Source organism: Pseudescherichia vulneris NBRC 102420 (assembly GCF_000759795.1).
GTDB classification, from domain to species: domain Bacteria; phylum Pseudomonadota; class Gammaproteobacteria; order Enterobacterales; family Enterobacteriaceae; genus Pseudescherichia; species Pseudescherichia vulneris.
Genome location: NZ_BBMZ01000014.1, coordinates 1 through 24,913 on the forward strand (window position 1 = coordinate 1; position 24,913 = coordinate 24,913).

A 24,913-nucleotide genomic window follows, 5' to 3' on the forward strand; every position below is an offset into this window, starting at 1 on the left:
CGGCCGCCTGCACCGCCGGGACGTTTTTACCGGCAGCGCGCAGCGTCCGGCCCCGCGCCGCTGGTCGCGCAGGTGGGATTACGACTACCGTAACAACCCCGTGCGCGAGGAGCGCGACGATGACCCGTTCAGCGCGTATCACTGGCAGTACGACAGCGCCGGGCGGCTGCTGTCTCAGGACGGCACGCTGCCGGGCCGGGAGCAGTGGCGGTGGGATGCGGCGGGCAACCCGCTGGACGATATCGGGGAGAAGATAACCCACAACCGCGTCACGCAGCTGAACGGCATCCGCTGGCGGTATGACATCCACGGCCGCACGGTGGAGAAGGACGACGGTCAGACCCGCTGGCACTACCGCTATGACGGCGAGCACCGCCTGACGGAGGTCACCAGCCAGCCACGCGACCGCACCCGGCCGCAGGTCACGGTCAGCTTCCGCTACGATCCTCTGGGCAGGCGCATCAGCAAGACCAGCCGCCGGACGCTGGCAGGCCAGCCGCACGGCAGGGAGGTCACCACCCGCTTTGTGTGGGAGGGGTTCCGGCTGCTGCAGGAGATCCGGGATGAGGTCCCGCTGACCTACGTCTACACCGACCCGCACAGCCATGAGCCGCTGGCCCGTATTGACGGCGTGAATGCCACGGACATCTACTGGTTCCATAACCAGCCCAGTGGCACGCCGGAGCGCCTCACGGATGCGGAAGGCCGGGTGTGCTGGGAGGCACAGAACAGTGCCTGGGGTAAGCTGCTGAGTGAAAGAGAGGTGCAGCTGGCAGGCTGTGCCCAGAACCTGCGGATGCAGGGCCAGTACCTGGATCGGGAGACGGGACTTCACTATAATCTGTTCCGGTACTACGACCCGGACTGCGGACGGTTCACGCAGCAGGACCTGATAGGCCTGGCGGGAGGGCTGAATCTTTACCAGTACGCGCCGAATCCGCTGGGGTGGGTGGATCCGTGGGGGCTGAGTAAGTGTTCCGTAGAAAAAATACCGATTACACGAAACTCAGCCAGAAATTTATTAAGAAATCGTGGCCTAAATAAGCAAATACAGCATGACACAATCAATAGCTTTGAGGGTCAAATATATGCATCCAGAGGAATGCCCGGAGATATATTCACAATTACCGAGCATACTCCAGGCAGTGCTTCACAAGTATATGTTACAAGAGAAAGCGCGGGTAATACTCCTGCTTTAAGGCGCGCCAATTTAGCGTTGCCGCCAAGTAACTCAGCGACTTACGAAGGAAAAGTTTCACTGACAAGGTCACAAGTACTTCTTGAAGGGAAGGTTGCTCCACAGTTACAATGGGGGGCGGATAAGGTTGGTGGTGGATGGCAAGTTGTAACAGCTGGCGGTAAGTATTCAGGAGCAACAAAACTACTATGAATTTAAATGAAATTGCTGAAAAATTATGTAATATATTATTTTCATCAGCTTATAACAATGAGGCTAATGAAATCAGAAGTCTGATGATTAAGGTTCTTTCATTAGAAAAAAATGATCCGGTAAGAATATCTGCAATAGATGATTTGATATCACGCTGCCACCCTAAATGGCTTGGGGATTATTATATAAAAAATATAACTTATTCAGAATGGACGGATCTCATTATTGATTTTAAGAATGAGTTGAAAAGAGTAAGGTAACAAGTTCTATAGAGATCCAAGTTTTCTGGATTTTCATTGTAAGTGAAAATATTAGTATTCAAAGTTGGGTTTTAAAACAAGCCTCTGCGTCAGGGTATGCTGGCAAATATGGAGTACCTCAAGAAAATATTGAATGCAGAGATTTTATTATGAAGGCTAAATTGAAATTTGATGGGGGATTCATAACTCATCCCGCTCAAGGAATAGGTGACAACCCTAGTAGTAGTATTGAGGTTGTCGTTCCAAAGGATAGTGTTGAAATTATTAGTTTCAGTAAGTATTGATTATAAATCATGAATTTTATAGTGATATTAGGTTGTTGATTGAAAATCTCAGAAACGCTAAGGACAAAATTGTTAGCGAAAACATCGAAGAAGCTATGGATTTTAGTAGCGCTTCTACAGAAATTCTGCTCAAGATAAAGTTCTACCTTGCCCAGATAAACTTTGATAATTTAAATGAAGATATGCTGATTGAGGTGGAAAGAATCAAGAGTCAAGTCGATATCCTGTTAGAATAATTGCATAATCCTTACGATAAAAAATCTAAGAAGGCAATATTATTTTCTTGGCTTTAGTTGTTTAATGTCCATTTGGCATGGATCTGGTGGCGAATTACAAAAATACATAACTAATCTTAATAATATAATGGATTTGTAAATAAGGACAAGAAAGACATAGCCATAGTAAAGATAAAAGATCTAATTAACGAACTTGAGTTGGTGCTTGTTAGAGGAGATATGAAAGTATTATCCGTAAGTTTGCCAGAACAAATATCTCAATTTATTAAGATTTTTAAAAATTTGTTAAATCAATTAGTTACTGGCGACATCCCTCCTAAAAATGAACGGGATCTAGGCATGGCAAGAATAGTGATAGATGAGTGGCCTTATGAGCTTAAACTTGGAGGCATGATTATCGATGCAGAACAAGCTTATAAAAATATATGATTTTTCTGGAAGGCGACCAATTCCAATTTTTTTCTGATTAAAAAGTACCACTAAGTTATATCAACACCCGCACAGCCATGAGCTGCTGGCACGTATTGATGGCACGAATGCTCCCGACATCTTCTGGTTCCACAACCAGCCCAACGGCATACCGCAGCGCCTGACGGATGCGGAAGGCCGGGTGGCGGCTACGCCTTACCCGGCCTAAAAATCTTACCTGACCTGCGGAATGCAAATTACTGCGGGAACCACTGGTCGCTGATTTTCTGATAGGTGCCGTCGGCTTTGATAGCCTTCAGGGCAGCGTTCAGTTTCTCCAGCAGGGCTTTGTTATCCGGACGCACCGCAATACCCAGGCCGGTACCGAAGTACTGCGCATCGGTCACCTTCGGCGTAGCGGTACCCAGCTGCGGGTTATTCTTCAGCCACTCGTTCACTACCGCAGTATCCCCGAAAACGCCGTCGATACGGCCATTTTTCAGGTCGAGGATCGCGTTCTGGTAGCTGTCATAGGCCACGGTCTTCACTTCCGGGTGCTTATCCTGGAGGTACTTCTGGTGGGTCGTACCGTTCTCCATGCCGATACGCTTGCCTTTCAGATCGTCAAACGATTTAAACGCGTCTTTCTTAGCGATCACCACCGCCGAGTTGGCGTAGTACGGGTCGGTGAAGGAGACCTGCTTGCTACGCTCTGGGGTAATGTCCATGCCGGAGATCACCGCATCATACTTCTTGAACTTCAGCGCTGGGATCAGTGAGTCAAACGCGTGGTTGGTGAAGGTGCACTCGGCCTGCATCTGCTTGCACAGCGCTTTCGCCAGGTCGATATCAAAGCCTACGATCTTGTTGCTGGCATCCAGCGACTCAAACGGCGGATAGGTGGCAGAGGAGCCGAAGCTGATTTTATCTGCTGCGCTGGCACCGGCAGCAAAGGTGGCGAGGATGGCGGCCAGAATTAACTTTTTCATTATGGAGCTCCTGTCTGTCAATCTTATCGTTTTTACCGTGTCTGCGGCATGGAATTACAATGCCATTTAATGAATGAGTATGCAATATTATTGATTAATTATATTTTCAAAGACGTAAAAAAGGCGGGTTTCCCCCGCCTCTATAGTGTGTAGTTCTGTTTTAGCTGCGTCGTTCAAACGCCAGTGCCCGCCGCTCGATTAACCGCATCAGCAGCGTCAGCAAACCGTTGACGATCAGGTAGATAACCCCCGCCGCGCCAAAGACCATGACGTCGTAGGTGCGACCGTACAGCAGCTGTCCGTGCCCCATGACCTCCATCAGCGTGATGGTGTAAGCCAGCGAGGTACTTTTGAATACCAGCACCACTTCGTTAGAGTAGGAGGAGAGGGCGCGTTTGAACGCATATGGCAGCAGGATCGCCAGCGTATCCTTCTTGCTCATCCCCAGCGCGCCGCAGGATTGCCACTGCCCCTCCGGGATCGCCCGAATGGCACCGTAGAAGAGCTGGGTGGTGTACGCGGCGCTGTTCAGCGACAGGGCGATCAGCGCGCAGAGCCACGGCTCAGAGAGCAGGTGCCACAGCCACGGATAGGCCTGGATCGATGGAAACTGACCCGGCCCATAGTAGATCAGGAAGATCTGCACCAGCAGCGGAGTGCCGGTAAAGAGCGTGATATAGCCGCGCACGATCCACACCAGCCCCGGCGTTTTCAGCGTCAGAACGATGGTAAAAATCAGGGAGAGGATCAGCGCCACCACAATCGATGCCACGGTGAGCGTCAGGCTGGTGTGCAGCCCCTTCATCAGTTCGGGTAAATACTCAAGCATCAGCCTGGCCTCCGTTCGAAACGTGTCGCGCGTTGGTCAATGCGTTTGAGAATGTACTGACTGAGAAGCGTAATCACCAGGTAGATGGCCGCCGCCACCAGAAACCAGGTAAACGGCTCCTGGGTACGGGTCGAGATGCTGCGGGTTTGCAGCATCAGATCGTTAACGCTGATAAGCGAAACCAGCGCCGTATCTTTCAGCAGCACCAGCCACTGGTTGCCCAGCCCTGGCAGGGCGTGACGCCACATCTGCGGCATCACCAGCCGGAAGAAGATGGCGCTTTTAGACAGCCCCAGCGCCTGGCCGGACTCCCACTGCCCCTGCGGCACCGCCTTCAGCGCCCCGCGTAGGGTCTGAGAAGCATACGCCGCGTACAGCAGGGAGAGGGCGATCACCCCGCACAGGAACGGACTGACGTCGAAGTTTTCAATCTGCATCTGCACCGGGATCTGCACAAACCCCAGGTTCAGGGTAAAGCCATCCGAGAGCACCAGCAGCAGCTGTGACGAGCCAAAATAGATAAAGAGCACCACCAGAATTTCCGGCAGGCCGCGCAGGATGGTCACCAGCCCCGATCCCAACCATGCAACAGGACGCCACTTAGCGGATTCCCAGACGGCGAACAGCATGGCCAGCACCAGACCAATGGCCAGCGCACAAACGGCAAGGCCGACGGTCATCCCGGCGGCGCTTGCTAAAGGAAAAAATTCATTCATCAAGGATTACTTCTGGAACCATTTTTTATAGATGGTCTCGTAAGTCCCATCCTTCTTCACTTTTTCCAGCGCGGTATTAAATTTCTGCTGCAGCTCGGTATTGCCCTGACGCACCGCAATGCCGAGACCCGTGCCGAAATACTCTTTATCCGTCACCTTATCGCCGACCGCTGCCAGCTTGTCGTTGGCCTTCAGCCACTCGGTCACCACTGCGGTATCGCCGAACACGGCGTCAATGCGGCCGTTTTGCAGATCCAGACGCGCGTTCTGGTAGCTGTCGTACGGTACGGTAGTGATTTCCGGATGCTTGTCGGTGATGAATTTCTGATGGGTGGTACCGTTCTGCACGCCAACGCGTTTGCCTTTCAGCGCATCGATGCTGGCATATTTACCCTGCTGGCCGATAAACAGCGCCGAGTTGTCATAGTACGGGGTAGTGAAAAGAACCTGCTTCTGACGTTCCGGGGTAATATCCATACCCGCCATCACCGCGTCAAAGCGGCGGAACTTCAGGCTGGGGATCAGGCTATCAAACGCCTGGTTAGTGAAGGTACAGGTCGCATCAATCTCTTTACACAGTGCGTTCGCCAGATCGACGTCGAAGCCAACAATTTTGTTATTGGCATCGGTAGATTCAAACGGAGGGTAGCTCGCTTCGGTGGCGAAACGAATAGTTTGGGCTGCTGTAGCAGAGAGGCTTACGCTTGCGAGCAGCGCGGCAATCAATACTTTTTTCATTGTCACTTCCCAAAAAAATATCAGTGAGATAAGTAGTTTTTAAACGCATCGGTCTGCGGGGCGGTAAAGGTGCTGGCATCGCCCTGTTCGACGATATAGCCATTTTCCATATACACCACACGGCTGGCGGTTTTACGCGCCACTTCAACTTCGTGAGTCACAATAACCTGGGTAATCTTGGTCTGCGCCAGCTCGCGAATAATGCTGACGATCTGCGCGGTAATCTCGGGATCCAGCGCTGCCGTTGGCTCGTCAAACAGCAGCACCTGCGGCTCCATCATCAGCGCACGGGCAATGGCCACGCGCTGCTGCTGGCCGCCGGAGAGGTGCAGCGGATAGCGATCGCTGTAAGGCTTCAGGCGCAGGCGCTCCAGCAGCTTATCGGCACGGGCATGGGCCTGCTCTTTGCTCAGGCCCAGCACGCGGCAGGGCGCTTCAATCAGGTTCTGCACCACGGTCAGATGCGGCCAGAGGTTGTACTGCTGAAACACCATGCCGACGTTTTGCCGCAGCTCGCGGATCGCTTTATCAGAGGGCGTTTTAGCAAAATCGAAATTGTTACCCGCAATGCTCAGGGTGCCGGAGCGTGGCATCTCCAGCAGGTTAAGCACGCGCAGCAGCGAGCTCTTGCCCGCGCCGCTTGGGCCGAGCAATACCAGCGTCTCGCCCTCTGGGCAGTCGAGTGTGATATCAAACAGCGCCTGATGTGCGCCGTAGAAGCAGTTAATGCCGTTTAATTTAATACTCATCGAGGCAATCTGATAGCAATTGAGGCCGCAAATAGTAACGTTGACAGAATAGTTATGCAATATTTATGCGTTAAAACTTAACTACAGGCCGTCTTCCACCTTAAAAATAGCACAAAATCGCGGAGGTCCGGCCTGTACAGACGATTAGCGGTGTTCGATTGACTGGCGCAGAGAGCCTGCCGGGGCGTGGACGCTGCCGCCGAGATAGCGTACGTCATCTACCGCCCAGCACTGGCCCTCACGCACCATCAGCACCTCATCCAGCCAGCGCTGATTGCCCTGGGTCAGCTCTACGCGCAGAGGAATATTGCGCGCGTCAGTATTGGGAATAGTTGAGGCGCTGGCGACTCGGGCCGTTTGGGCTGGCGTCGCGCGGCTGGAGAAGGGATCGGCGCTCAGCAAGGTGCTGTTGCGGCTGTCGCGGGAGGCGGCGGTCAGCATCGCGGCGAGATCGTCGCTGAGATAGGGACGCAGCGCTGTCAGATCGTTACTGCGATGCTGGATGCGGTAGTCGTAAAACTGTTGCGCCACGGCATCAGGACCGCCTGCCACGCAGGGGCCGCTGCGCGTGCCGATATCCTTAAACGCGGGCGTCACGGGAGTGGTGCAGGCGGTGAGCACCAGCGCACAGGGCGCAATGACGGATAGAAAAGAGTAGCGCATAATGATTTCCTTATAAGCTAACGACATGTGTATAGTTTTATCAATCATAGCCCTGGCTGTTTGATTATGCATCGCTTGTGGCATCGAAGGTTAAAAAGGAGAGTAAAGATGCGGCTATTCCCCGCCCCTATGCCGCAGCTGGCGTGGCAACGATTCTGGCTGTTGGTATTGGCCCTGCTGCTTACCGGTTGTGCAAGCAAGAAGAGCGAAATAAGTGACAAGGGCGTGGTTAAGAAGGTGAGCTATGAGCTGGATACCCAGCGTCGGGCTCAGGCGGCTTACCCAAGAATCAAAGTGCTGGTGATCCACTACACGGCGGGCGACTTTGATACTTCTCTGACGACCCTCACGGATAAAGAGGTCAGCGCTCACTATCTGATCCCCGAACATCCGCCGGTTCACAACGGCAAGCCGCGTATCTGGCAGCTGGTGCCCGAGGATCAGCTGGCGTGGCACGCCGGGGTGAGCTACTGGCGGGGCGCAACACGTATTAACGATACCTCAATCGGCATTGAGCTGGAGAATCACGGCTGGCAGAAGATAGGCAGAGAGAAAGACTTTACCCCCTTTGCCCCGGACCAAATTGCCGCGTTGATCCCGTTGGCGAAGGATATCATCAATAGTTACAACATACTTCCTGCTAACGTCGTAGCACACTCGGACGTCGCGCCTCAGCGTAAGGTCGATCCGGGTCCGCTCTTTCCGTGGCGCGAGCTGGCTGCGCAGGGGATAGGTGCCTGGCCGGACGCCCAGCGCGTGACCTTCTACCTCAACGGCCGTGCGCCTTATCAACGAGTGGATAGCGCAACCCTACTGGATGTGCTCTACCGCTACGGCTACGAGGTGGTGCCGGGCATGACGTTAGCCCAGCAGAAGCGGGTGATCATGGCCTTCCAGATGCACTTCCGCCCAGCGCGCTATGATGGCGTCGCCGACGCGGAAACCCTGGCCATTGCCAATGCGCTGCTGGAAAAATATGGTCAGGGATAACGTCTTTCCCTCGTCAATACTTCTCAGGGAGGCGTGCAACGTTAATCAGCTTCCCTTTTTTAATCAGCACGAACTTCCCTTTTCGCAGCTGTGAAAGAATGCGGAAAACCGAACTGCGGGAAAGACAGGTATGATTGCGGATATAGCTCTCAACGGGCGTAGTGACGCGAATGTCATAGGGCAGCTTCATGAGATTCAGAAGCTGCCGCCTGACCATCTGGTACGCATCCCCAGAAGAGATCCAGCCATCCCGGAAAAGCAGCAGCTCCAGTAGCCACGCTTGAATATGCGCCACGTCCTGCCAGAGATGGTGCTGGTCGATGCATTGAAAAAAAAGATCGCGTTCAACGCCTATTCCCTGACAGCTATTTTGCGCCATCAGGCTATAGCCTCCGCCATGCGTAGAAAATAGTCCGCTTATGCCGACGATAAAGGGTGCGGAGGCGGTTCCCAACCAGCTGGCGTCCGACTCTCTGACCACGGTAAATACGCCCCGCGAAATGAGCCAGATTGTGCTTTCAGCAGCCACGTTTTTTTCGGCACTCTCGCCTGGTGCCAGGCTAAAAGCGTGCCCGTTATCTTCGAGGGCAGAGAAAAGTCTCTGATATGACTGAAGTGGACGGCGGGAGAGAATATCAGAGAGGTTATTTTCAGGCGGTGTGCTCATTTTTTATGTTCTCTTTTCAGTAATTCCATTTTCCTGTTATTCATGCCGCTAATAAATTAAATAATTATTAGAACCGTACACTCTATTTAAGCTGAAGCATTCTGGCAAGTGTATTGATTTTTGTGATAAAAACCCTTTCCTATCAAATGGATGCGAAAGTCTCAAATAGAGCAATTTTTTTGTTTTGTTTTATATCCATGATAAGAAATAATTGAGCCAATTTTGGGCTGGGGTAAACCTTTTTTAGCCTTTCAAGAGAGAGTGTTGTCAACCTGATAAGGGAGTGTACTACTTATTCAGTTTTGAAATGTAAATTCAAATTTCAATTAATTCAAAAGTGCAAACGTGAGTGTGATGCACGCTTTCGGCATTGTGAAAAAGAGACTTGTCTAATGAAAGTAAAATCGAAACCCAAACCGCTTACCCGGGAGCGGAAAACGCACCTGTTCGAGAGGATACGCCGGTCCAACTGGCAACAAACGTTTGTCCTCTTCTTTATTTGTATTTTTTCCCTGACAACCTATCCGGTTTCAGCCTCTTTCCTACTCAGTCCCCCAACGACTTCCTCTACCGAAACACAGGCGGACAGTACGACACTGCCCGGCAGCGATACCCTTAGCACCACGGCATCGGCGCTCTCCTCTTCCGGTGCCGACGGCATGAAAGGCGTTGCGGCTTCAGCGGCAACGGGCTACGCGGCTTCCTCAGCGCAGGACTGGTTGAGCCAGTTTGGTACGGCTAAGGTGAAGCTCAACGTTGATGATAACGGCAACTGGGACGACAGCTCACTGGATTTCCTGCTGCCGCTATATGAAAACCAACAGCAGCTGCTGTTTACTCAGCTCGGCTACCGTGCGCCAGATGGTCGTAATACCGGTAACTTTGGCTTAGGGGTCAGGGTATTTAACCTTGAACACTGGATGTTCGGCGGAAACGTCTTCTTTGATGACGACTTCACCGGCAAAAACCGCCGTTTCGGTGCGGGTGCTGAAGCCTGGACTGACTTCCTGAAGTTAGGCTTTAACACCTATGCTGGCACCACCGACTGGCACACCTCGCGTGATTATGCCGACTATGACGAAAAACCTGCCGATGGGTTTGACGTTCGGGTTGACGGCTACCTCCCAGCCTATCCGCAGCTGGGCGGCAAGCTGATGTATGAAAAATACTACGGCGATGACGTGGCGCTGTTTGATAAAGACACGCTGCAAAACGATCCTTCAGCAGTGACCGTCGGGCTTAACTATACGCCTATTCCGTTAGTCACCGCGGGTGTTGACTACCGTCGCGGCCAGGATTCGGTGGATGAGACCGAGTTTAGCCTCAACTTCCGCTACGCCTTGGGCCAGCCGTGGGGGGCGCAGATTTCGTCCGATCAGGTTGCCGTTCGCCGCAGCCTGGCGGGCAGCCGTTACGATCTGGTCGATCGTAACAACGAGATTGTGCTGCAGTATAAAAAGAAACAGAACAACGATGCCCTTGCTGATATGACCCTGACCAGCATTCAGGATAACAGCCCGGCCGATGGCGCGACCAATAATACCGTTATGGTCCATGCGGTTACATCGGACGGATCTGCCGCACGAAATGCGGCCATTCTCTGGAGCGTCAGCGGAACGGGTAAACTGAGTGCCACCTCCGGCGTCACGGATGGTAACGGGAACGCTACCGTTGCCATTACCGATACCACCGCCGAGCAGGTCACGGTCTCGGCCACATCCGGCTCGATTACCCGCAGCACACCGAGCAGCTTTAACGAGTCTGTCAGCTCACTTAATCTGAAGTTGACCGACAATAACAGCAAAGCCGACGGCTCCGACGCAGATAGCGGGCAGGTAACGGTGCGCGATGCCAGCGGTAAAGTGATGTCGGGCGTGCAGGTAAGCTGGAGCGTAGATCACAGCGCAACGATTGTGCACAGCGATACGGTGACCGACGGCGAAGGCCATGCCACCGTTGACTTTACCGATACCAAAGCGGAAACCGTGAAGCTGACCGCCAGCGCCTCGGGTAAAACAGAGTCAACGGATTCCGCCTTTGTGGCCGCTGCGACGGCAAATACTGTTTCCGTTACGATGACCACGGATAATGCCCAGGCCGACGGCGTAACGGCTAACGTGGCCCGTGCTACGGTGAAAGACAGCACCGGTAAAGCACTGTCTGGCGTAACGGTAAACTGGGCAACCACCGGTAGCGCAAAACTGTCCGCTGGCTCTTCGGTAACTGACGCTAACGGCAATGCCACCGTTAACCTGACCGATACCGTGGCCGAGAGTGGCCTGACCGTGACCGCCACGGCAGGGGATGCTAGTGGCACCACGACTACTACGTTCGTGGGGATCCAGCAGAACATCGCCGTCGTGATGACCACGGACAACTCTCCGGCTGACGGTACGACGCCAAACGTCGCCCGTGCCACGGTAACGGACAGCAGCGGTAAACCGCTTTCTAACGTGACCGTCAACTGGGCCACTACCGGCAGTGCCAAACTGGCAGCGGCTTCCTCCGTGACCGATGGCAGCGGCGTCGCTACCGTTAATCTGACGGATACCGTTGCAGAGAGCGGCGTGACCGTGACTGCCACCACGGACAATGCCAAAGGTTCGACCACCACGACCTTTAAGGGGATTCAGCAGAACATCATTGTGGCGATGACCACCGATAGCTCCCCGGCAGATGGCGTAACGCCGAACGTGGCTCATGCCACGGTGACGGACAGCAACGGCAAAGCACTTGCTAATGTAACCGTTAACTGGACCACCACCGGTAGCGCAAAACTGGCAGCGGCCTCTTCGGTGACCGACGGCAGCGGGGTTGCCACTGTTAATCTGACGGATACCGTCGCGGAAAGCGGCTTGACGGTGACGGCGATGACGGAGAATGCCAAAGGTTCGACCACCACAACCTTTGTTGAGATCCAGAAAACGATCGCTGTCGAGATGACAACGGATAACTCTCTTGCTGACGGCGTAACGCCAAACGTGGCTAGCGCCACGGTGACGGACAGCAGCGGCAAACCACTTGCTAATGTGACCGTGAACTGGGCAACTACCGGCAATGCGAAACTGGCTGCGGCCTCTTCGGTAACCGACACCAACGGTATTGCTACCGTTAACCTGACGGACACCGTTGCCGAGAGTGGTCTGACCGTGACCGCAGCAGCGGGAAGTGCAAAGGGTTCAACGACGACTACCTTTAAGTCCGCGCTAGACACCCTTACCGTCACCACCACAACCGACAACTCACCGGCAGACGGCATGTCAACCAACGTGGTTAACGCGATGGTTAAGGATGCTAATGGCAAGGCACTCTCTGGTGTCACCGTCAACTGGTCGGTTACCGGTAGCGCGGTACTCAAGGCCCCGACATCCGTCACTGACAGCTCCGGTAATGCGACGATGAGCCTGACTGATAAAGTGGTGGAGAGTAACCTGACCGTTACCGCAGCGGTAGGTGACGTGAAAGGGACCACGCTGACGACGTTTAGCCAGCTTCAGCAGGACGTGACCGTGACCATGAAGGTGAATAACTCAGCCGCCGATGGCAAAACGCAGAACATTGCTCAGGTTGTGGTGCTGAAAGATAACAGACCGGTCTCTGGCGCAGAGGTTAGCTGGACTAAAGACTCTAATAACGCCAAGAACGCCTCTGCACCAACGGCATACACCGACAGTAATGGTATAGCCACCATGATCTACACCGACACCGTTGCCGAGACGTTTAATGTTGTGGCGACTGTAGGGGATGAGACGGGTAAGACGCAGTCAACATTTGTAGCGCCAGAGTTTGGGCCAATTGCGATCTCCCTGCCTGAAGCACCGAATCTCAAGGTGAATATGGTCATTGCCACGGACGGAACGCCAGTTTTAGTCAAACACTATAACGGTATGATGGCAGGGGATGAGATTGCCGTTAGCTCGCACGTGACGGAAGATAAAAATGGTCAAACGCTGCCTTATAGCGCACCGGTACATACGGTAGCGGCTGACGAGGTAGGCCAGGACATCAGCATTATGCTCCCAGAAAGTGCATTAATGAATGTGGAAGGCCCAGAGGACGGTAGCGTTGATGCTCATTTGCATGTCGATGCCGTTGTGACTCAAGGTGACCAGAAGAAAAGTGCATCCCTGACTGCGGGTATCGATACTTGCCTTCCCGGGGATACGGTATGTAAGTAGTTTAGGCAGTAGTTAATGTTTTTTATTAAACGCCCCTGCCATTCAGGGGCGTTTTTTATATAGCGGCCTTGTTTCTCTCAGTGGAATGGATAGCTTTCATTAAAAATGTGCAACTATTGCTTCTGAAATTACTCCTTAATGCGCAGTTTCATCCCTCCGTTTAGCTAGTATAGCGCTGTCGATATGACAAGCACATTAACCAAACGAACGAGGTATTTATATGAGCAATAAACTTAAAGTCATGGCAACACCCGCTGCGCCGACCGTTATCAATGCGTCTGAAAGTGATGACTATACTATCGACGAATACGATATCAAAGCTGGCCTTGAGCTGATTATTCCAGCCTACCAGGATGCCAAGGTAAATGATACTGTCCGTGTCATCTGGGGCGATGCTCGCAGCGAAGAGTATCCAGTAACGGCGCTTGATCAGCTGCCGATGAATATTGATATTCTTAACGACTATCCGCCTGAGTGCCATGCTGACGGTGTTTACGATGTCTATTACATCGTTCTTGATGAATATCAAAACGAAAACCCATCAGCACACCTGACCCTGACGATTGCTGCCGGTGAGCATGTCGGTACGCTGCCTGCACCGGAAGTGCCGGATGCTGCACCTGGCTATATTAACTATAATGCAGCCGAAGATGATGTTGAGGTGGATATCACTTACGCACCAATGAATGCGGGGGATAGTATTACCCTGACTGTTCAGGGCTACGATAAAGACACCGATCAGCAAAAATTCAACAAAGACTATCCGGCTTATACTGTAACCGCTGCTGATGTAGCAGTTGGTTCTGTTAAAATGCTTAATACGGTTACCTTGGCCGATATGCAGGTAATTGGTGAAGAAGCCTACGCTCTGTTCTGGTATACTGTTACTCCGGCTGATGGCTCTGCTGTTGAAACATCTGTTACCTTCAAGACTATTGTTGACGTTATACCGCCGGGATCAATGTAATAATCCCCTTTAATAAGGCTTCCTTCGGGAAGCCTTTTTTTATTCTCATAATAAACCACTTCAAAAAGAAGTGGTTTATATGTGTTAATGATTAAAAGGACTAAACACCAGGCTGCTGGTGATATACGCGCCAGAGACACTAACTAATGAAAGCGTGAATTCAACGGTTTCCGCAACGCCATCAGTTAAATCAAAACCGCCTGCATGGGTACCGCTAACGTTAATTAACGCCGTTTTATCACCGCTCACGGTAATTACCGCACTGTTATTATTGGTGAGAGACAATTCTGCCCACGTTGCCTCACACGGCTCGCTGGTGACGAGGTAAACACTACACAAACTTTTACCATCCGCAGCAGCTCCGGTTGAAACCCCGTAATATTGCAATTCCCCCTGGCCGTCAAGCCACCAGGTAAAGGTCATGTTAGCTCGGGCACTCATCTGCGGATCGCTAACGACATAAGCACTGACCGGAACGTTCCCCGTCTGGTAAGAGTAGACCTGAGCAAAACCAAATCCTGTCTCATCCAGGCGAACCGTCAGGGTCTGCGCATCGTTGGCGTTGAAATAAGCACCGGATGTGCCGGAGACGGAAAGCTGGACATCTGCACCCGCCGGGCCCTGCAGCGTAACCGAGTTAAGTGGACGCACGGCTAAATGCGGGTTAAAGAGCGGGGCACCGGTGCCGCAGATCATCCACAAACCGGCCGTCGGCGTGGTATCTATTTTAACATCGGTGGTAGCGGAAGAGGCAATGCCCTCCTCGTCGAGGAACAGCACCTGATAGCGCCCTTCACCGTAGCCTACGCCAACCGGGGTAATATACGCGGCGGGAATATGGAACACCGCCTGCTGGGCCTCGGCTTCACTGGCAACGAGGGTGCGGGTTTCAGTCCAGCTGGTGCCTGCTACCGGCTCGCTGGGGGAAGTCACGTAGCCGTACCAGAACGCGGTTACCGTATCGCCTGCGGCCATGCCGGGATAGGAGACGGTCATCTCTGTGCCGCTATCGGCGGTAATCTCATCCGCGTCAATCACACCATCATCCGCCGCTGCCGGGAATTCAGGGGCAGGCAGCAGAGAGCAGTGCTCGGTATCAACGCTCACCTGCGCCAGCTCAGACACGCCCGGTATTGAAGGCGAGTTGACCTGGTACCATGCCTGACCATAGCCGATACCTATTGGCGTAACGTAAGCAGACGGTACCGTAACGGTAAAGCCATCGGTCACGTCAGGTGCGGCCACGACATGCGGGATAACGTCGTAGGTATTGGCAACGGCGCTTCCGTCTCGGGCATAGCCTTGCCAGTAGACCGTTATCACGCTGTTTGCGACGAAATTGCTGCTTGCTGGTACCGTAATATCGACGCCCATGCTGCTTTCGGCGCAGTCGAGCCAGCCATCGCCGCCTGCCGGAAAGAATGGAGCAGGGTAGAGCACGGAGGGGGCCATATCGATATTTACCGATGCGCTGTCAGAGTTTTGTACAATGCCGGAGGCGTTGGTTACCGAGTACCACGCCTGGGCGCTGCCCTCGCCAATTGGCGTAATGTAAGACGGAGCAATGAGGACGTCGAACCCTTGCAGATCGGCGCTGGTCACGGTATGCGTGACGCTGGTGACGCTAGCGGGTACGGTCACGCCGGTTTCGTCAAACCCAACCCAGTAGAGGATAACCGTATCGCCCACGGCAAGGGCATCACCCGGTATCTCGACATGCGTGCCGCTGTTGAGCATCACCGAGCTATAGGTGATGACGTCGTCGACGGCATCAATGAACACCGGCGGCGGCAGCGACCCGGTATGGCTGCGATCGACGATGGCGGTAGTCGTAATCGAAGCGGCTATATTCTGGTAGGTGTCGGTGGAGGTGTACCAAACGCTATGGCTCCCGTCTGGAACCAGTTCGTCTGGAACGATCACCTGCCAGGGAAATGCCGTGTCGATATTATTCTCTGTCAGCCACAGCGTGCTGACCGCTTCGCCATCCCAGAACAGAGAAAGATAGTCTCCCACGGCGGCATTGCTATAGCGATTGACCATGACGGCAACGCCGCCAGAAGAGAGAAGTTCTACTTCATTGATATAGCCGTCATCGCTCATCTGGGGCAGTGAGGGAGAGGGTAGGGGTGATGCTGTAATCATGATGCCTCCTGTTTATGTAAAATAAACAGAAGGTATCAGCCCCTGGGAGGCGGAAAGTCACAAAGGGTGACTGACACTGGTTATAAAAGAAACGGAGTTAGCGATGCAGCTTGCCGTGATCCTTTAACCACAGGGCGGTGCGCCGGATCCCTTCATCAAGGGTGACCAACGGAACATAGCCCAGCTCGTCGCGGGCGCGGGTGGTATCGAGCGTGAAGTCAAAGTTCAGCTTCGACACGCCGTAGTGGGTCAGGGCAGGCTCTTTAGCCCGCTTGTCACAGAAGCGCTCCATGCTGCGGGCGATGATATCCAGCATCGGATAGGGCACCGAACGGATGCGGCAGTGGATCTCCAGCTCGTCGATCAGCCGCTGCACGATGCTGCGCAGGGTACGGCGCTCGCCGTTGGTAATGTTGTAGGCGCGTCCAGAGGGCAGGCCATCACAGCTCTCCTGGCTGGCAAGCCACATCGCATGCACCGCGTTCTCGAAATAGGTCATATCCACTAAGGCATCACCGCCGCGCGGCAGCAGCACGCTGCGGTAGTGGTGCATCATCTGCGCCAGCCGGGGAATAAAGACCTTATCATGAGGGCCAAACAGGCTCTGCGGACGCAGAATAGTAAAGCGCGTGTTGGGGTTGGCCTGGGCAAGGAGCTGGATCACCTCTTCCGCAGCGGCTTTGCTGCGGGCAAACTCGTTGGCAAACCGCGCCGGGCGAAAGTTCTCGTCGATATCATGGTGGTGATGATAATCGAAATAGAGCGACGGCGAGGAGACGTGGATAAAGTTCCGCACGCCCCAGGCCACGGCCCACTCACCGAGGCGGCGGGTTGCCCGCACGTTGGCGAGGTCAAATGCTTCCTGCGTGCCCCAGGGTGAGGTAAAGCTGGAGCAGTGCCAGAGCGTATCAACGCCAGCCAGCATCACCTTTGCCTGTGAGGAGACAAGCTCGGTCAGATCGGCCTGGACGAACTCCGCGCCCATCTTTTGCAGCAGCTTGCCCATCGCCTCGTTGCGACCGCTTGCTCTGACGCTCACGCCTCTCTGACGCAGATACTCGACCGCGTGGCGGCCTAAACCGCTGGTTGCGCCGGTGACCAGAACCTTCATAGCAATCCACTGTGTTGAAAAGAATTTCGTGCGCATTCTTCCGTGAATTACGCCGCTATGCAATGGAAAGATGACAGATAAAAGCCCACTTTCGGACTTTATCTGTCAAATATTCTATACCCTTAACGTTTCAGGAACGCCTGCCAGTGGTTAACCAGCTCTTCCAGCTGGGCACGACTGACGTCGAGATGCATAACGAGGCGGGTAATCGGCGAGGCGTTGAGCAGCACGCCGCGCGCCTGCATAAACCCGCCAAGGGCTGCGGCGTTCTCTTCGCCTACGCGAACAAACAGCATATTGGTGTCGTGACGCATGACGTCAGCGCCAATCTCCTGCAGCTGCGCCGCCAGCCATGCGGCATTCGCGTGATCCTCTTTCAGACGCTCCACGTTGTTCTTCAGCGCAAACAGGCCCGCCGCCGCCAGGAACCCCGCCTGACGCATGCCGCCGCCGGTCATCTTGCGCCAGCGGTTAGCGCGCTTAATGTACTCGTGGCTGCCTACCAGCAGCGAGCCAACCGGCGTGCCGAGGCCTTTAGAGAGGCAGATGGTAAAGGTATCGCAATACTGGGTAATCTCTTTTAACGGACAGCCATACTCGACCACTGCGTTAAAGATGCGCGCGCCGTCGACGTGCAGCGCCAGACCCTTCTCCCGGGTAAAGTGCCACGCCTCAGCGAGGTATTCACGCGGCAGCACCTTGCCGTTGTGGGTGTTCTCTAAGCTCAGCAGGCGGGTACGGGCGAAGTGGATATCGTCCGGCTTGATCTTCGCCGCCACCTTATCCAGCGGCAGCGAGCCGTCCGGGCTGGCGTCGATGGGCTGAGGTTGAATGCTGCCCAGCACCGCTGCGCCGCCAGCCTCATAGAGATAGTTGTGCGCCCCCTGACCAACGATATACTCCTCGCCGCGCTCGCAGTGGCTAAGCAGCGCTACCAGGTTGGCCTGGGTGCCGGTAGGCAGAAACAGCGCTGCCTCTTTGCCCGAAAGCTCGGCAGCGTAGCGCTGTAGCTCATTAACGGTGGGATCGTCACCATACACGTCGTCCCCGACCGGGGCGGCCATCATCGCTTTCATCATGGCACGGCTCGGTCGGGTCACGGTATCACTACGTAAATCAATCACGGCACTTCCTTATCATCTTCAGGATCGTGCCATCTGTTTTACCTGAGCCAGTTGGTTTTCGCCAGTTCCACGACCTCGTCGCCGCGACCGTTGATAATGGCGCGTAGCATATAGAGGCTGAATCCTTTGGCCTGCTCAAGCTTGATCTGCGGTGGAATAGAGAGCTCCTCTTTTGCCACCGTCACGTCCACCAGCACCGGCCCGTCAGTAGCAAACGCACGCTGCAGGGCGCTGTCAACGTCGGCGGACTTCTCGACGCGAATACCGGTAATGCCGCAGGCCTCTGCGATGCGGGCGAAGTTGGTCTCATGCAGGTCGGTGCCGTCCGTCAGGTATCCCCCGGCCTTCATCTCCATCGCCACAAAGCCCAGCACGCTGTTGTTAAAGACGATGATTTTTACCGGCAGCTTCATCTGTGCCAGCGAGAGAAAATCGCCCATCAGCATGCTGAACCCGCCGTCGCCGCACATCGCCACCACCTGACGCTCGGGATGCGTCGCCTGTGCCCCCAGCGCCTGCGGCATGGCGTTGGCCATGGAGCCGTGGTTAAAGGAGCCCAGCAGGCGGCGCTTGCCGTTCATCTTCAGGTAGCGCGCGGCCCATACCGTTGGCGTCCCTACATCGCAGGTGAAGATAGCGTCGTCGTCAGCAAAGTCGCTGATCCGCTGGGCCAGGTATTGTGGGTGAATGACCTTGCTGCTGGGCTTGGCCAGGTCGTCCAGGCCCTTGCGGGCGTCGCGGTAATCTTCCAGCGCTTTATCGAGGAAGCGGCGGTCGGTTTTCTCTTCCAGGTGCGGCAGCAGGGCGGCCAGCGTGGCTTTGATATCGCCCACCAGCGCCATGTCGACCTTGCTGTGCGCGCCAATGCTGGCCGGATTGATATCAATCTGGATAATTTTGGCATCGGTGGGGTAGAAGGCCCGGTAGGGGAACTGGGTGCCGAGCAGTATCACCGTGTCGGCGTTCATCATGGCATGGAAACCGGATGAGAAGCCGATCAGCCCGGTCATGCCCACGTCGTAAGGGTTGTCGTACTCCACGTGCTCCTTGCCGCGCATGGCATGGATAATCGGTGCTTTCAGCTTTTCCGCAAAGGCGAGCAGCTCGTCATGGGCCCCGGCGCAGCCGCTGCCGCACATCAGGGCGATATTGCTGGAGTAGCGCAGCAGCTGGGCGAGCTTATGCAGCTCCGTTTCGGCAGGGGTGACCACCGGCTGAGGGGCGCTATACCAGTGGCTGCTGGCGCTCTCCGGTGCGGGCTTCAGCGCCACGTCGCCGGGCAGAACGATCACCGAGACGCCGCGATTAAGGATCGCCTTACGCATGGCGATGGCTAACACCTGCGGGATCTGCTCCGGGCTGGAGACCAGCTCGCAGTAGTGGCTACACTCGCGGAACAGCTCCTGCGGGTGGGTCTCCTGGAAGTAGCCGCTGCCGATCTCGCTGGAGGGGATATGCGCCGCAATCGCCACCACCGGCACATGGTTGCGGTGGCAGTCAAAGAGGCCGTTGATCAGATGCAGGTTGCCTGGCCCGCACGAGCCTGCACACACCGCCAGCTCGCCCGTTAGCTGCGCTTCTGCCCCAGCGGCAAAGGCGGCAACCTCTTCATGACGGGTCGACATCCATTCGATAGTGCCCATCTTGTTCAGGCTATCGCTCAGACCATTCAGTGAATCACCGGTAACGCCCCAGATGCGTTTTACCCCGGCCTGCTCAAGCGTTTTTGCGATATAGGCGGCGACGGTTTGTTTCATCTTCTTCTCATCTCCATTTTGTGATGTTGATAACAAGCTTAGATGAAAAAGTGAAAACGACGCCGGTTGACACGGTGCGAGGTTGCAGAGAGTGTAGGCCCGGCAAGCGTTAGCGCCGCCGGGCATTTCTCTTATGCTAACACCAAGTCACTCTGCGGCTGGCAGGAGCAGGCTAGCACGTAGCCTTCAGCAACCTCGGCATCGGTCAGCGTCATGGTGCTGGTCACCGAATACTCCCCGGAAACCACCTTCGTTTTACAGCAGCCGCACACGCCCGCCCGGCAGGCCACGTTAACCGGGACCTTATTGCTCTCCATCGCCTCCAGCAGGGTGGTGCCGACCGGCGCGTAGAACTCCCGCGCCAATTGCAGGGCGCTGATCTTCAGCCCACTGCTGGCCGCTTCCGCCACCGGGACAAAGAACTGCTCTTTGTAGAAGCGCGTTACGCCCAGCGACTTCACCGTGCTTTCCACCCACGCCATGTAGGGGGCAGGGCCGCAGGTCATCACCGTACGCGAGGCGAGATCCGGCACGCGCTGGAGCAGCTCGGCGGTCAATCGACCGGGAATAAACCCCAAGGTGGCGTCATGCTCTGCCAGCAGGGTAACCGGATAGTCACGCCACTCGTCGGCGAAGATGACATCCTGCGGTGAGCGCACGCTGAAGATAGTCTGCACGTCAGCCTGCGGGCGGTGTTTCGCCAGCCAGCGGCGCATCGACATAATCGGCGTAACGCCGCAGCCTGCCGCCAGCAGCAGCACCCGGTCGCCAGGCTTATCGTCACAGGTAAACTCACCCTGGGCGTCAGAGAGCCAGATATAGTCCCCGCGCTTCACCTCCCGCGTCAGCCACTGTGAGCCTACTCCGTCGTCAAGCCGGCGAACGGTCAGCGTAATGTACTCGCTCACCCCCGGCGTGGAGGAGAGCGTATAGGCGCGCAGAGTATCGGCGGCGTTGCCGATGCTGACCAGCGCATACTGTCCGGCACGGTACGGATAGTAGTCGTGGCACAGCAGGGAGAGCGTCCAGACATCCGGCGTCTCCTGATGGATGTGGTGAACCTGCATCCGCCACGGACACTGTGAGGTTGGCATCGTCATCATCTCCTCCTTACGCGCTCAGCAGCTGCTGCATATCTTGTTCAACGGTGGTGACCGAACGCAGGCCAAACTTCTCGTTCAGCACCGCCAGCAGATCCGGGGTCAGGAAGCCCGGTGCGGTTGGGCCAGTCACGATATTGGTGACGCCCAGCGAGAGCAGGGTCAACAGGATGACAATCGCTTTCTGCTCGAACCACGAGAGCACCAGCGACAGAGGCAGGTCGTTGACGCCGCAGCCCAGCTTCTCTGCCAGGGTGACTGCCAGAATAATCGCCGAGTAGGCGTCGTTGCACTGACCGGCATCCACCAGGCGCGGCAGCCCTTCGATATTGCCAAAGTCGAGCTTGTTAAAGCGGTACTTGCCGCAGGCCAGGGTGAGGATCAGGCAGTCTTCCGGCACGCTGGTGGCGAAGTCGGTAAAGTAGCTACGCTCTCCGCGCGCGCCATCGCAGCCGCCCACCAGGAAGATATGACGCAGCTTCTCCCGGCTCACCAGGTCGATCAGCGTATCGGCCGCGCCAAGCAGGGTCTGACGGCCAAAGCCGACGGTGATCAGGTGTTCAATTTCGCTGTAGGGGAAGCCCGCCATCTGCTGGGCTTGGGCGATCACCGGCGCAAAATCATCGCCTTCGAGGTGGCTAACGCCCGGCCAGCCGACGATGCTGCGGGTCCAGATACGATCGTCATAGGCACCCGGAGTCGGGTCAATGATACAGTTGGAGGTCATCACGATCGGGCCAGGGAAGCGGGCAAACTCCACCTGCTGGTTCTGCCAGCCGCTGCCGTAGTTGCCCACCAGATGTTTGTACTTACGCAGCTCCGGATAGCCGTGCGCTGGCAGCATTTCGCCGTGGGTATAGACGTTCACGCCCGTGCCCTCGGTCTGCTGCAGCAGGTTGTGCAGATCCTTCAGATCGTGGCCAGAGATGAGAATGCATTTCCCGGCGACCGCCTTGACGTTAACCTGGGTCGGGGTCGGATGGCCGTAGGCGCTGGTCTCCCCGGCGTCGAGGATGCTCATCACCTTGAAGTTCATCTGCCCGATCTCCATTGCACACTCCAGCAGGGCATTCATATCCGCTGGCCAGGTGCCTAGCCACGCCATGATTTTATGATACTGGGCGTAGATGGCGTTGTCGTACTGGCCGAGCACGTGGGCATGCTCCATGTAGGCCGCCGCACCTTTCAGGCCGTAGAGGCAGAGCAGGCGCAGGCCAAGAATATTGTCGCCGATCTCGGCTTTGTCTTTGTTCGGAGTAAAGACCGCAGCCTGGCGCTGAAGATCGCCCAGGTCGTCGCTGACCAGCTGTAATCCCGCCATCGGGTTATCCACGGAGGCGGTCGGATCGATGCTCAGGCACAGCGCCTTCAGCGCCTCGCGTTTGGCGATGGCTTCCTGGGCATAACCGACGATGCGCGGTGAATCAAAGTTCACGTTGGTGAGGGTAGAGAAGAAGGCGCGCGGGGCGAAGCTATCGATCTCATGATCGATCACATCGTAGTCGCGGGCTTTAAGCGCCCAGGCGGACAAGCCTTGCAGCGCTGCGATCAAGAGATCCTGTAGGTCAGAGGTCTCTGCGGTCTTACCGCACATACCCTGCGCATAGGAGCAGCCGTTGCCAGCCGGGGTACGGATAGTTTGTTCACATTGCACACAAAACATAGTCACACCTTTAAAGTTATATTTTAAATACATGTTTAAGATTATGCCCCGGCGAAAGGCGGTGAAAGCGATATTTATGCTATTTGCAGGGAGATTGATTTAGCGCAATTTTGCTGAGGGGCGGCTAACCCTAAAGGGGTAGTAAGAGGAATAATATCGTTAAGCATCCCGCAAATTTATGTAATTATTAAAAATCACTCTGTGGGAGGCGAAATGCGACTTGAGCGGGTAGAGATTGTAGGGTTTCGCGGCATCAATCGTTTGTCGCTGATGCTGGAGCACAATAACGTTCTGATAGGGGAAAACGCGTGGGGGAAATCGAGCCTGCTGGACGCGCTCACGCTTCTGCTTTCACCGGAAACGGATCTGTATACCTTTACCCGCAACGACTTCTGGTTTCCTCCTGGTGATGTTCAGGGTCGCGAGCGCCACCTGCATATTATTCTGACCTTTTGTGAAGCCGAGCCGGGTAACTATCGCGCCCGTCGCTATCGCCCGTTGGCTAACTGTATGGCTGAGGGAGCGGATGGCTATCGGCGTATTTTCTACCGCCTCGAAGCAGAGCAGACCCATGAGGGCCATGTCACCACCCGACGCAGCTTTCTTGATGCTGAGGGCCAGACGCTGGCGCTGACGGAAGCCGATGACTTGGCACGGCATCTGGTCCGGCTGATGCCGGTTCTGCGCCTGCGCGATGCCCGTTTTATGCGCCGTATTCGCAACGGTAGCGTGCCGGATCTGCCGGAGGTAGATATTACCGCCCGTCAGCTCGACGTGCTGGCTCATGAGCTGGTCTCGCGCCCGCAGAACCTCAGCGACGGACAGATCCGCCAGGGGCTATCGGCGATGGTGCAGCTGCTGGAGCACTATTTTGCCGAGCAGGGCACCGGTGAATCGCGCCAGCGTCTGATGCGCCGCCGCTCCCACGATGAGCAGCGCAGCTGGCGCTATCTCGATATCATCAACCGGATGATCGACCGGCCCGGCGGCCGCAGCCATCGGGTGATCCTACTGGGTCTGTTCGCCACCCTGTTAAAAGCCAAGGGGACCGTGCAGCTGGACAGGGACGCGCGCCCGCTGCTGCTGATTGAGGATCCCGAGACGCGCCTGCACCCGATTATGCTCTCGGTGGCCTGGCACCTGCTCAACCTGCTGCCGCTCCAGCGCATCACCACCACTAACTCCGGGGAGCTGCTCTCCCTGACGCCCGTCGAGCATCTCTGCCGGCTGGTGCGCGAGGCCTCTCGGGTCGCTGCCTGGCGGCTGGGGCCGGGCGGGCTAAGCGCGGAGGATGGCCGCCGTATCGCCTTTCATATTCGTGCCAACCGTCCCTCGTCGCTCTTTGCCCGCTGCTGGCTGCTGGTGGAGGGGGAGACCGAGACCTGGACCATCAGCGAGCTGGCCCGCCAGTGCGGACACCACTTCGATGCTGAAGGGATTAAGGTGATTGAGTTTGCTCAGTCCGGCCTTAAGCCGCTGGTTAAGTTTGCCCGCCGGATGGGCATCGCGTGGCATGTGCTGGTCGACGGCGATGAGGCGGGGAAAAAATACGCCGCCACGGTGCGCAGCCTGCTCGATAATGACAAGGCCCAGGAGCGGGAGCATTTAACGGTGCTGCCCGCCCTTGATATGGAGCATTTTATGTATCGCCAGGGCTTTGCCGACGTCTACCACCGCGTGGCCGAGCTGCCGGAGGGGATCCGCATGAACGAGCGGCGAGTGATCATCAAGGCGATCCACCGCGCCTCGAAGCCGGATTTAGCCATCGAGGTCGCGCTGGAGGCGGGGCGGCGCGGCGTTGAGGCGGTGCCGCCGCTGCTGCGCAGCATGTTCTCCCGCGTACTGTGGCTGGCGCGAGGGCGGGCAGACTAACCTTGAAACGTTAAGGCAAAAAAAGAGAGGGTTTCAGCGGCAGGCGGTTCATATAGAATTGTTTCAGTGTAGCCAGG

Annotated in this window: 20 protein-coding genes and 1 pseudogene; 8 read left to right on the top strand and 13 right to left on the bottom strand. The window is 55.6% G+C overall.

Going from position 1 to position 24,913, the window contains the following annotated elements; all coding sequences use genetic code 11:
• The 4 genes and pseudogenes from EV102420_RS12855 to EV102420_RS22910 all read left to right on the top strand — a co-directional run.
• Positions 1-1,390 (top strand): RHS repeat domain-containing protein (locus EV102420_RS12855; protein WP_042392349.1); only part of this gene is annotated, 1,390 nt, incomplete at its 5' end.
• Complete coding sequence (locus tag EV102420_RS21420; RefSeq protein ID WP_072015256.1) at positions 1,387-1,650, top strand: hypothetical protein; 264 nt, start codon at positions 1,387-1,389, stop codon at positions 1,648-1,650. The genes EV102420_RS12855 and EV102420_RS21420, both read left to right, overlap by 4 nt.
• Before the next feature lie 739 nt (positions 1,651-2,389).
• Positions 2,390-2,599 carry a hypothetical protein gene (locus tag EV102420_RS12865; RefSeq protein ID WP_052512366.1) on the top strand — a complete coding sequence of 70 codons (210 nt, stop codon included), beginning with the start codon at positions 2,390-2,392 and terminating at the stop codon, positions 2,597-2,599.
• Positions 2,600-2,678: 79 nt separating this feature from the next.
• Positions 2,679-2,783, top strand: a pseudogene (locus tag EV102420_RS22910) (RHS protein); the annotation flags it as partial.
• Between the two features lie 52 nt (positions 2,784-2,835).
• On the opposite strand, the gene artJ reads toward EV102420_RS22910, so the two are convergent.
• The 6 genes from artJ to EV102420_RS12895 all read right to left on the bottom strand — a co-directional run bounded on the left by artJ (position 2,836) and on the right by EV102420_RS12895 (position 7,262).
• Complete coding sequence (gene artJ / locus EV102420_RS12870) at positions 2,836-3,567, bottom strand: arginine ABC transporter substrate-binding protein ArtJ (protein ID WP_042392354.1); 732 nt, start codon at positions 3,565-3,567, stop codon at positions 2,836-2,838.
• A 160-nt stretch (positions 3,568-3,727) separates the two neighbouring features.
• On the bottom strand, positions 3,728-4,396 hold the full coding sequence (artM, locus tag EV102420_RS12875; RefSeq protein WP_042392357.1) for an arginine ABC transporter permease ArtM: 669 nt from the start codon (positions 4,394-4,396) through the stop codon (positions 3,728-3,730).
• Positions 4,396-5,112 (bottom strand): arginine ABC transporter permease ArtQ, encoded by a 717-nt coding sequence (gene artQ / locus EV102420_RS12880; protein ID WP_042392358.1) that lies wholly within the window; start codon positions 5,110-5,112, stop codon positions 4,396-4,398. The genes artM and artQ overlap by 1 nt, the downstream gene beginning before the upstream one ends.
• A gap of 6 nt (positions 5,113-5,118) precedes the next feature.
• Positions 5,119-5,850 (bottom strand): arginine ABC transporter substrate-binding protein ArtI, encoded by a 732-nt coding sequence (gene artI / locus EV102420_RS12885; RefSeq protein ID WP_042392360.1) that lies wholly within the window; start codon positions 5,848-5,850, stop codon positions 5,119-5,121.
• Between the two features lie 20 nt (positions 5,851-5,870).
• Positions 5,871-6,599, bottom strand: a complete 729-nt coding sequence (gene artP, locus EV102420_RS12890; RefSeq protein ID WP_042392362.1) for an arginine ABC transporter ATP-binding protein ArtP — start codon at positions 6,597-6,599, stop codon at positions 5,871-5,873.
• 144 nt (positions 6,600-6,743) lie between these two features.
• Positions 6,744-7,262, bottom strand: coding sequence for a lipoprotein (locus tag EV102420_RS12895; protein WP_042392363.1), 519 nt, complete (start codon positions 7,260-7,262; stop codon positions 6,744-6,746).
• A 108-nt stretch (positions 7,263-7,370) separates the two neighbouring features.
• Here EV102420_RS12895 and EV102420_RS12900 point away from each other — a divergent pair, with 108 nt between their 5' ends.
• A complete protein-coding gene (locus EV102420_RS12900) occupies positions 7,371-8,252 on the top strand; it encodes an N-acetylmuramoyl-L-alanine amidase (protein WP_370678342.1) in 882 nt (293 codons plus the stop codon).
• Between the two features lie 13 nt (positions 8,253-8,265).
• Here the strand turns inward: EV102420_RS12900 and EV102420_RS12905 are convergent, their stop codons facing one another.
• Positions 8,266-8,919: a helix-turn-helix domain-containing protein gene (locus tag EV102420_RS12905; RefSeq protein ID WP_042392367.1), complete on the bottom strand. Its 654-nt coding sequence runs from the start codon at positions 8,917-8,919 to the stop codon at positions 8,266-8,268.
• Positions 8,920-9,311: 392 nt separating this feature from the next.
• On the opposite strand from EV102420_RS12905, the gene EV102420_RS12910 reads away from it, so the two are divergent.
• Positions 9,312-13,097, top strand: a complete 3,786-nt coding sequence (locus tag EV102420_RS12910; protein WP_077776534.1) for an Ig-like domain-containing protein — start codon at positions 9,312-9,314, stop codon at positions 13,095-13,097.
• A gap of 220 nt (positions 13,098-13,317) precedes the next feature.
• The gene (locus EV102420_RS12915; RefSeq protein ID WP_042392369.1) at positions 13,318-14,064 is read left to right on the top strand and encodes a hypothetical protein; all 747 of its coding nucleotides are present in this window, start codon (positions 13,318-13,320) and stop codon (positions 14,062-14,064) included.
• 84 nt (positions 14,065-14,148) lie between these two features.
• On the opposite strand, the gene EV102420_RS12920 is transcribed toward EV102420_RS12915, so the two are convergent.
• From EV102420_RS12920 to hcp, 6 genes are all read right to left on the bottom strand, one after another.
• Complete coding sequence (locus EV102420_RS12920; protein WP_042392373.1) at positions 14,149-16,209, bottom strand: hypothetical protein; 2,061 nt, start codon at positions 16,207-16,209, stop codon at positions 14,149-14,151.
• A gap of 97 nt (positions 16,210-16,306) precedes the next feature.
• Positions 16,307-17,320, bottom strand: coding sequence for a 3-beta-hydroxysteroid dehydrogenase (locus EV102420_RS12925; RefSeq protein WP_042392623.1), 1,014 nt, complete (start codon positions 17,318-17,320; stop codon positions 16,307-16,309).
• 122 nt (positions 17,321-17,442) lie between these two features.
• Positions 17,443-18,444 (bottom strand): low-specificity L-threonine aldolase, encoded by a 1,002-nt coding sequence (gene ltaE / locus EV102420_RS12930; protein ID WP_042392374.1) that lies wholly within the window; start codon positions 18,442-18,444, stop codon positions 17,443-17,445.
• Positions 18,445-18,482: 38 nt separating this feature from the next.
• A complete protein-coding gene (gene poxB, locus EV102420_RS12935) occupies positions 18,483-20,201 on the bottom strand; it encodes a ubiquinone-dependent pyruvate dehydrogenase (protein ID WP_042392376.1) in 1,719 nt (572 codons plus the stop codon).
• Positions 20,202-20,332: 131 nt separating this feature from the next.
• A complete protein-coding gene (gene hcr, locus EV102420_RS12940) occupies positions 20,333-21,301 on the bottom strand; it encodes an NADH oxidoreductase (protein ID WP_042392378.1) in 969 nt (322 codons plus the stop codon).
• A 10-nt stretch (positions 21,302-21,311) separates the two neighbouring features.
• Complete coding sequence (gene hcp / locus EV102420_RS12945) at positions 21,312-22,964, bottom strand: hydroxylamine reductase (protein WP_042392380.1); 1,653 nt, start codon at positions 22,962-22,964, stop codon at positions 21,312-21,314.
• A 213-nt stretch (positions 22,965-23,177) separates the two neighbouring features.
• Here hcp and EV102420_RS12950 point away from each other — a divergent pair, with 213 nt between their 5' ends.
• Positions 23,178-24,836: an ATP-dependent endonuclease gene (locus EV102420_RS12950; protein WP_042392382.1), complete on the top strand. Its 1,659-nt coding sequence runs from the start codon at positions 23,178-23,180 to the stop codon at positions 24,834-24,836.
• Positions 24,837-24,913 lie beyond the last annotated feature (77 nt).

Coding starts and splice junctions, on each gene's coding strand:
- hcp (WP_042392380.1), bottom strand. CDS start 22,964: ATGTTTTGTGTGCAATGTGAACAAACTATCCGTACCCCGGCTGGCAAC.
- artJ (WP_042392354.1), bottom strand. CDS start 3,567: ATGAAAAAGTTAATTCTGGCCGCCATCCTCGCCACCTTTGCTGCCGGT.
- EV102420_RS12950 (WP_042392382.1), top strand. CDS start 23,178: ATGCGACTTGAGCGGGTAGAGATTGTAGGGTTTCGCGGCATCAATCGT.
- EV102420_RS12865 (WP_052512366.1), top strand. CDS start 2,390: ATGAAAGTATTATCCGTAAGTTTGCCAGAACAAATATCTCAATTTATT.
- EV102420_RS12910 (WP_077776534.1), top strand. CDS start 9,312: ATGAAAGTAAAATCGAAACCCAAACCGCTTACCCGGGAGCGGAAAACG.
- artP (WP_042392362.1), bottom strand. CDS start 6,599: ATGAGTATTAAATTAAACGGCATTAACTGCTTCTACGGCGCACATCAG.
- hcr (WP_042392378.1), bottom strand. CDS start 21,301: ATGACGATGCCAACCTCACAGTGTCCGTGGCGGATGCAGGTTCACCAC.
- artM (WP_042392357.1), bottom strand. CDS start 4,396: ATGCTTGAGTATTTACCCGAACTGATGAAGGGGCTGCACACCAGCCTG.
- artQ (WP_042392358.1), bottom strand. CDS start 5,112: ATGAATGAATTTTTTCCTTTAGCAAGCGCCGCCGGGATGACCGTCGGC.
- EV102420_RS12905 (WP_042392367.1), bottom strand. CDS start 8,919: ATGAGCACACCGCCTGAAAATAACCTCTCTGATATTCTCTCCCGCCGT.
- EV102420_RS12915 (WP_042392369.1), top strand. CDS start 13,318: ATGAGCAATAAACTTAAAGTCATGGCAACACCCGCTGCGCCGACCGTT.
- poxB (WP_042392376.1), bottom strand. CDS start 20,201: ATGAAACAAACCGTCGCCGCCTATATCGCAAAAACGCTTGAGCAGGCC.
- EV102420_RS12920 (WP_042392373.1), bottom strand. CDS start 16,209: ATGATTACAGCATCACCCCTACCCTCTCCCTCACTGCCCCAGATGAGC.
- EV102420_RS12900 (WP_370678342.1), top strand. CDS start 7,371: ATGCGGCTATTCCCCGCCCCTATGCCGCAGCTGGCGTGGCAACGATTC.
- EV102420_RS12925 (WP_042392623.1), bottom strand. CDS start 17,320: ATGAAGGTTCTGGTCACCGGCGCAACCAGCGGTTTAGGCCGCCACGCG.
- EV102420_RS21420 (WP_072015256.1), top strand. CDS start 1,387: ATGAATTTAAATGAAATTGCTGAAAAATTATGTAATATATTATTTTCA.
- EV102420_RS12895 (WP_042392363.1), bottom strand. CDS start 7,262: ATGCGCTACTCTTTTCTATCCGTCATTGCGCCCTGTGCGCTGGTGCTC.
- artI (WP_042392360.1), bottom strand. CDS start 5,850: ATGAAAAAAGTATTGATTGCCGCGCTGCTCGCAAGCGTAAGCCTCTCT.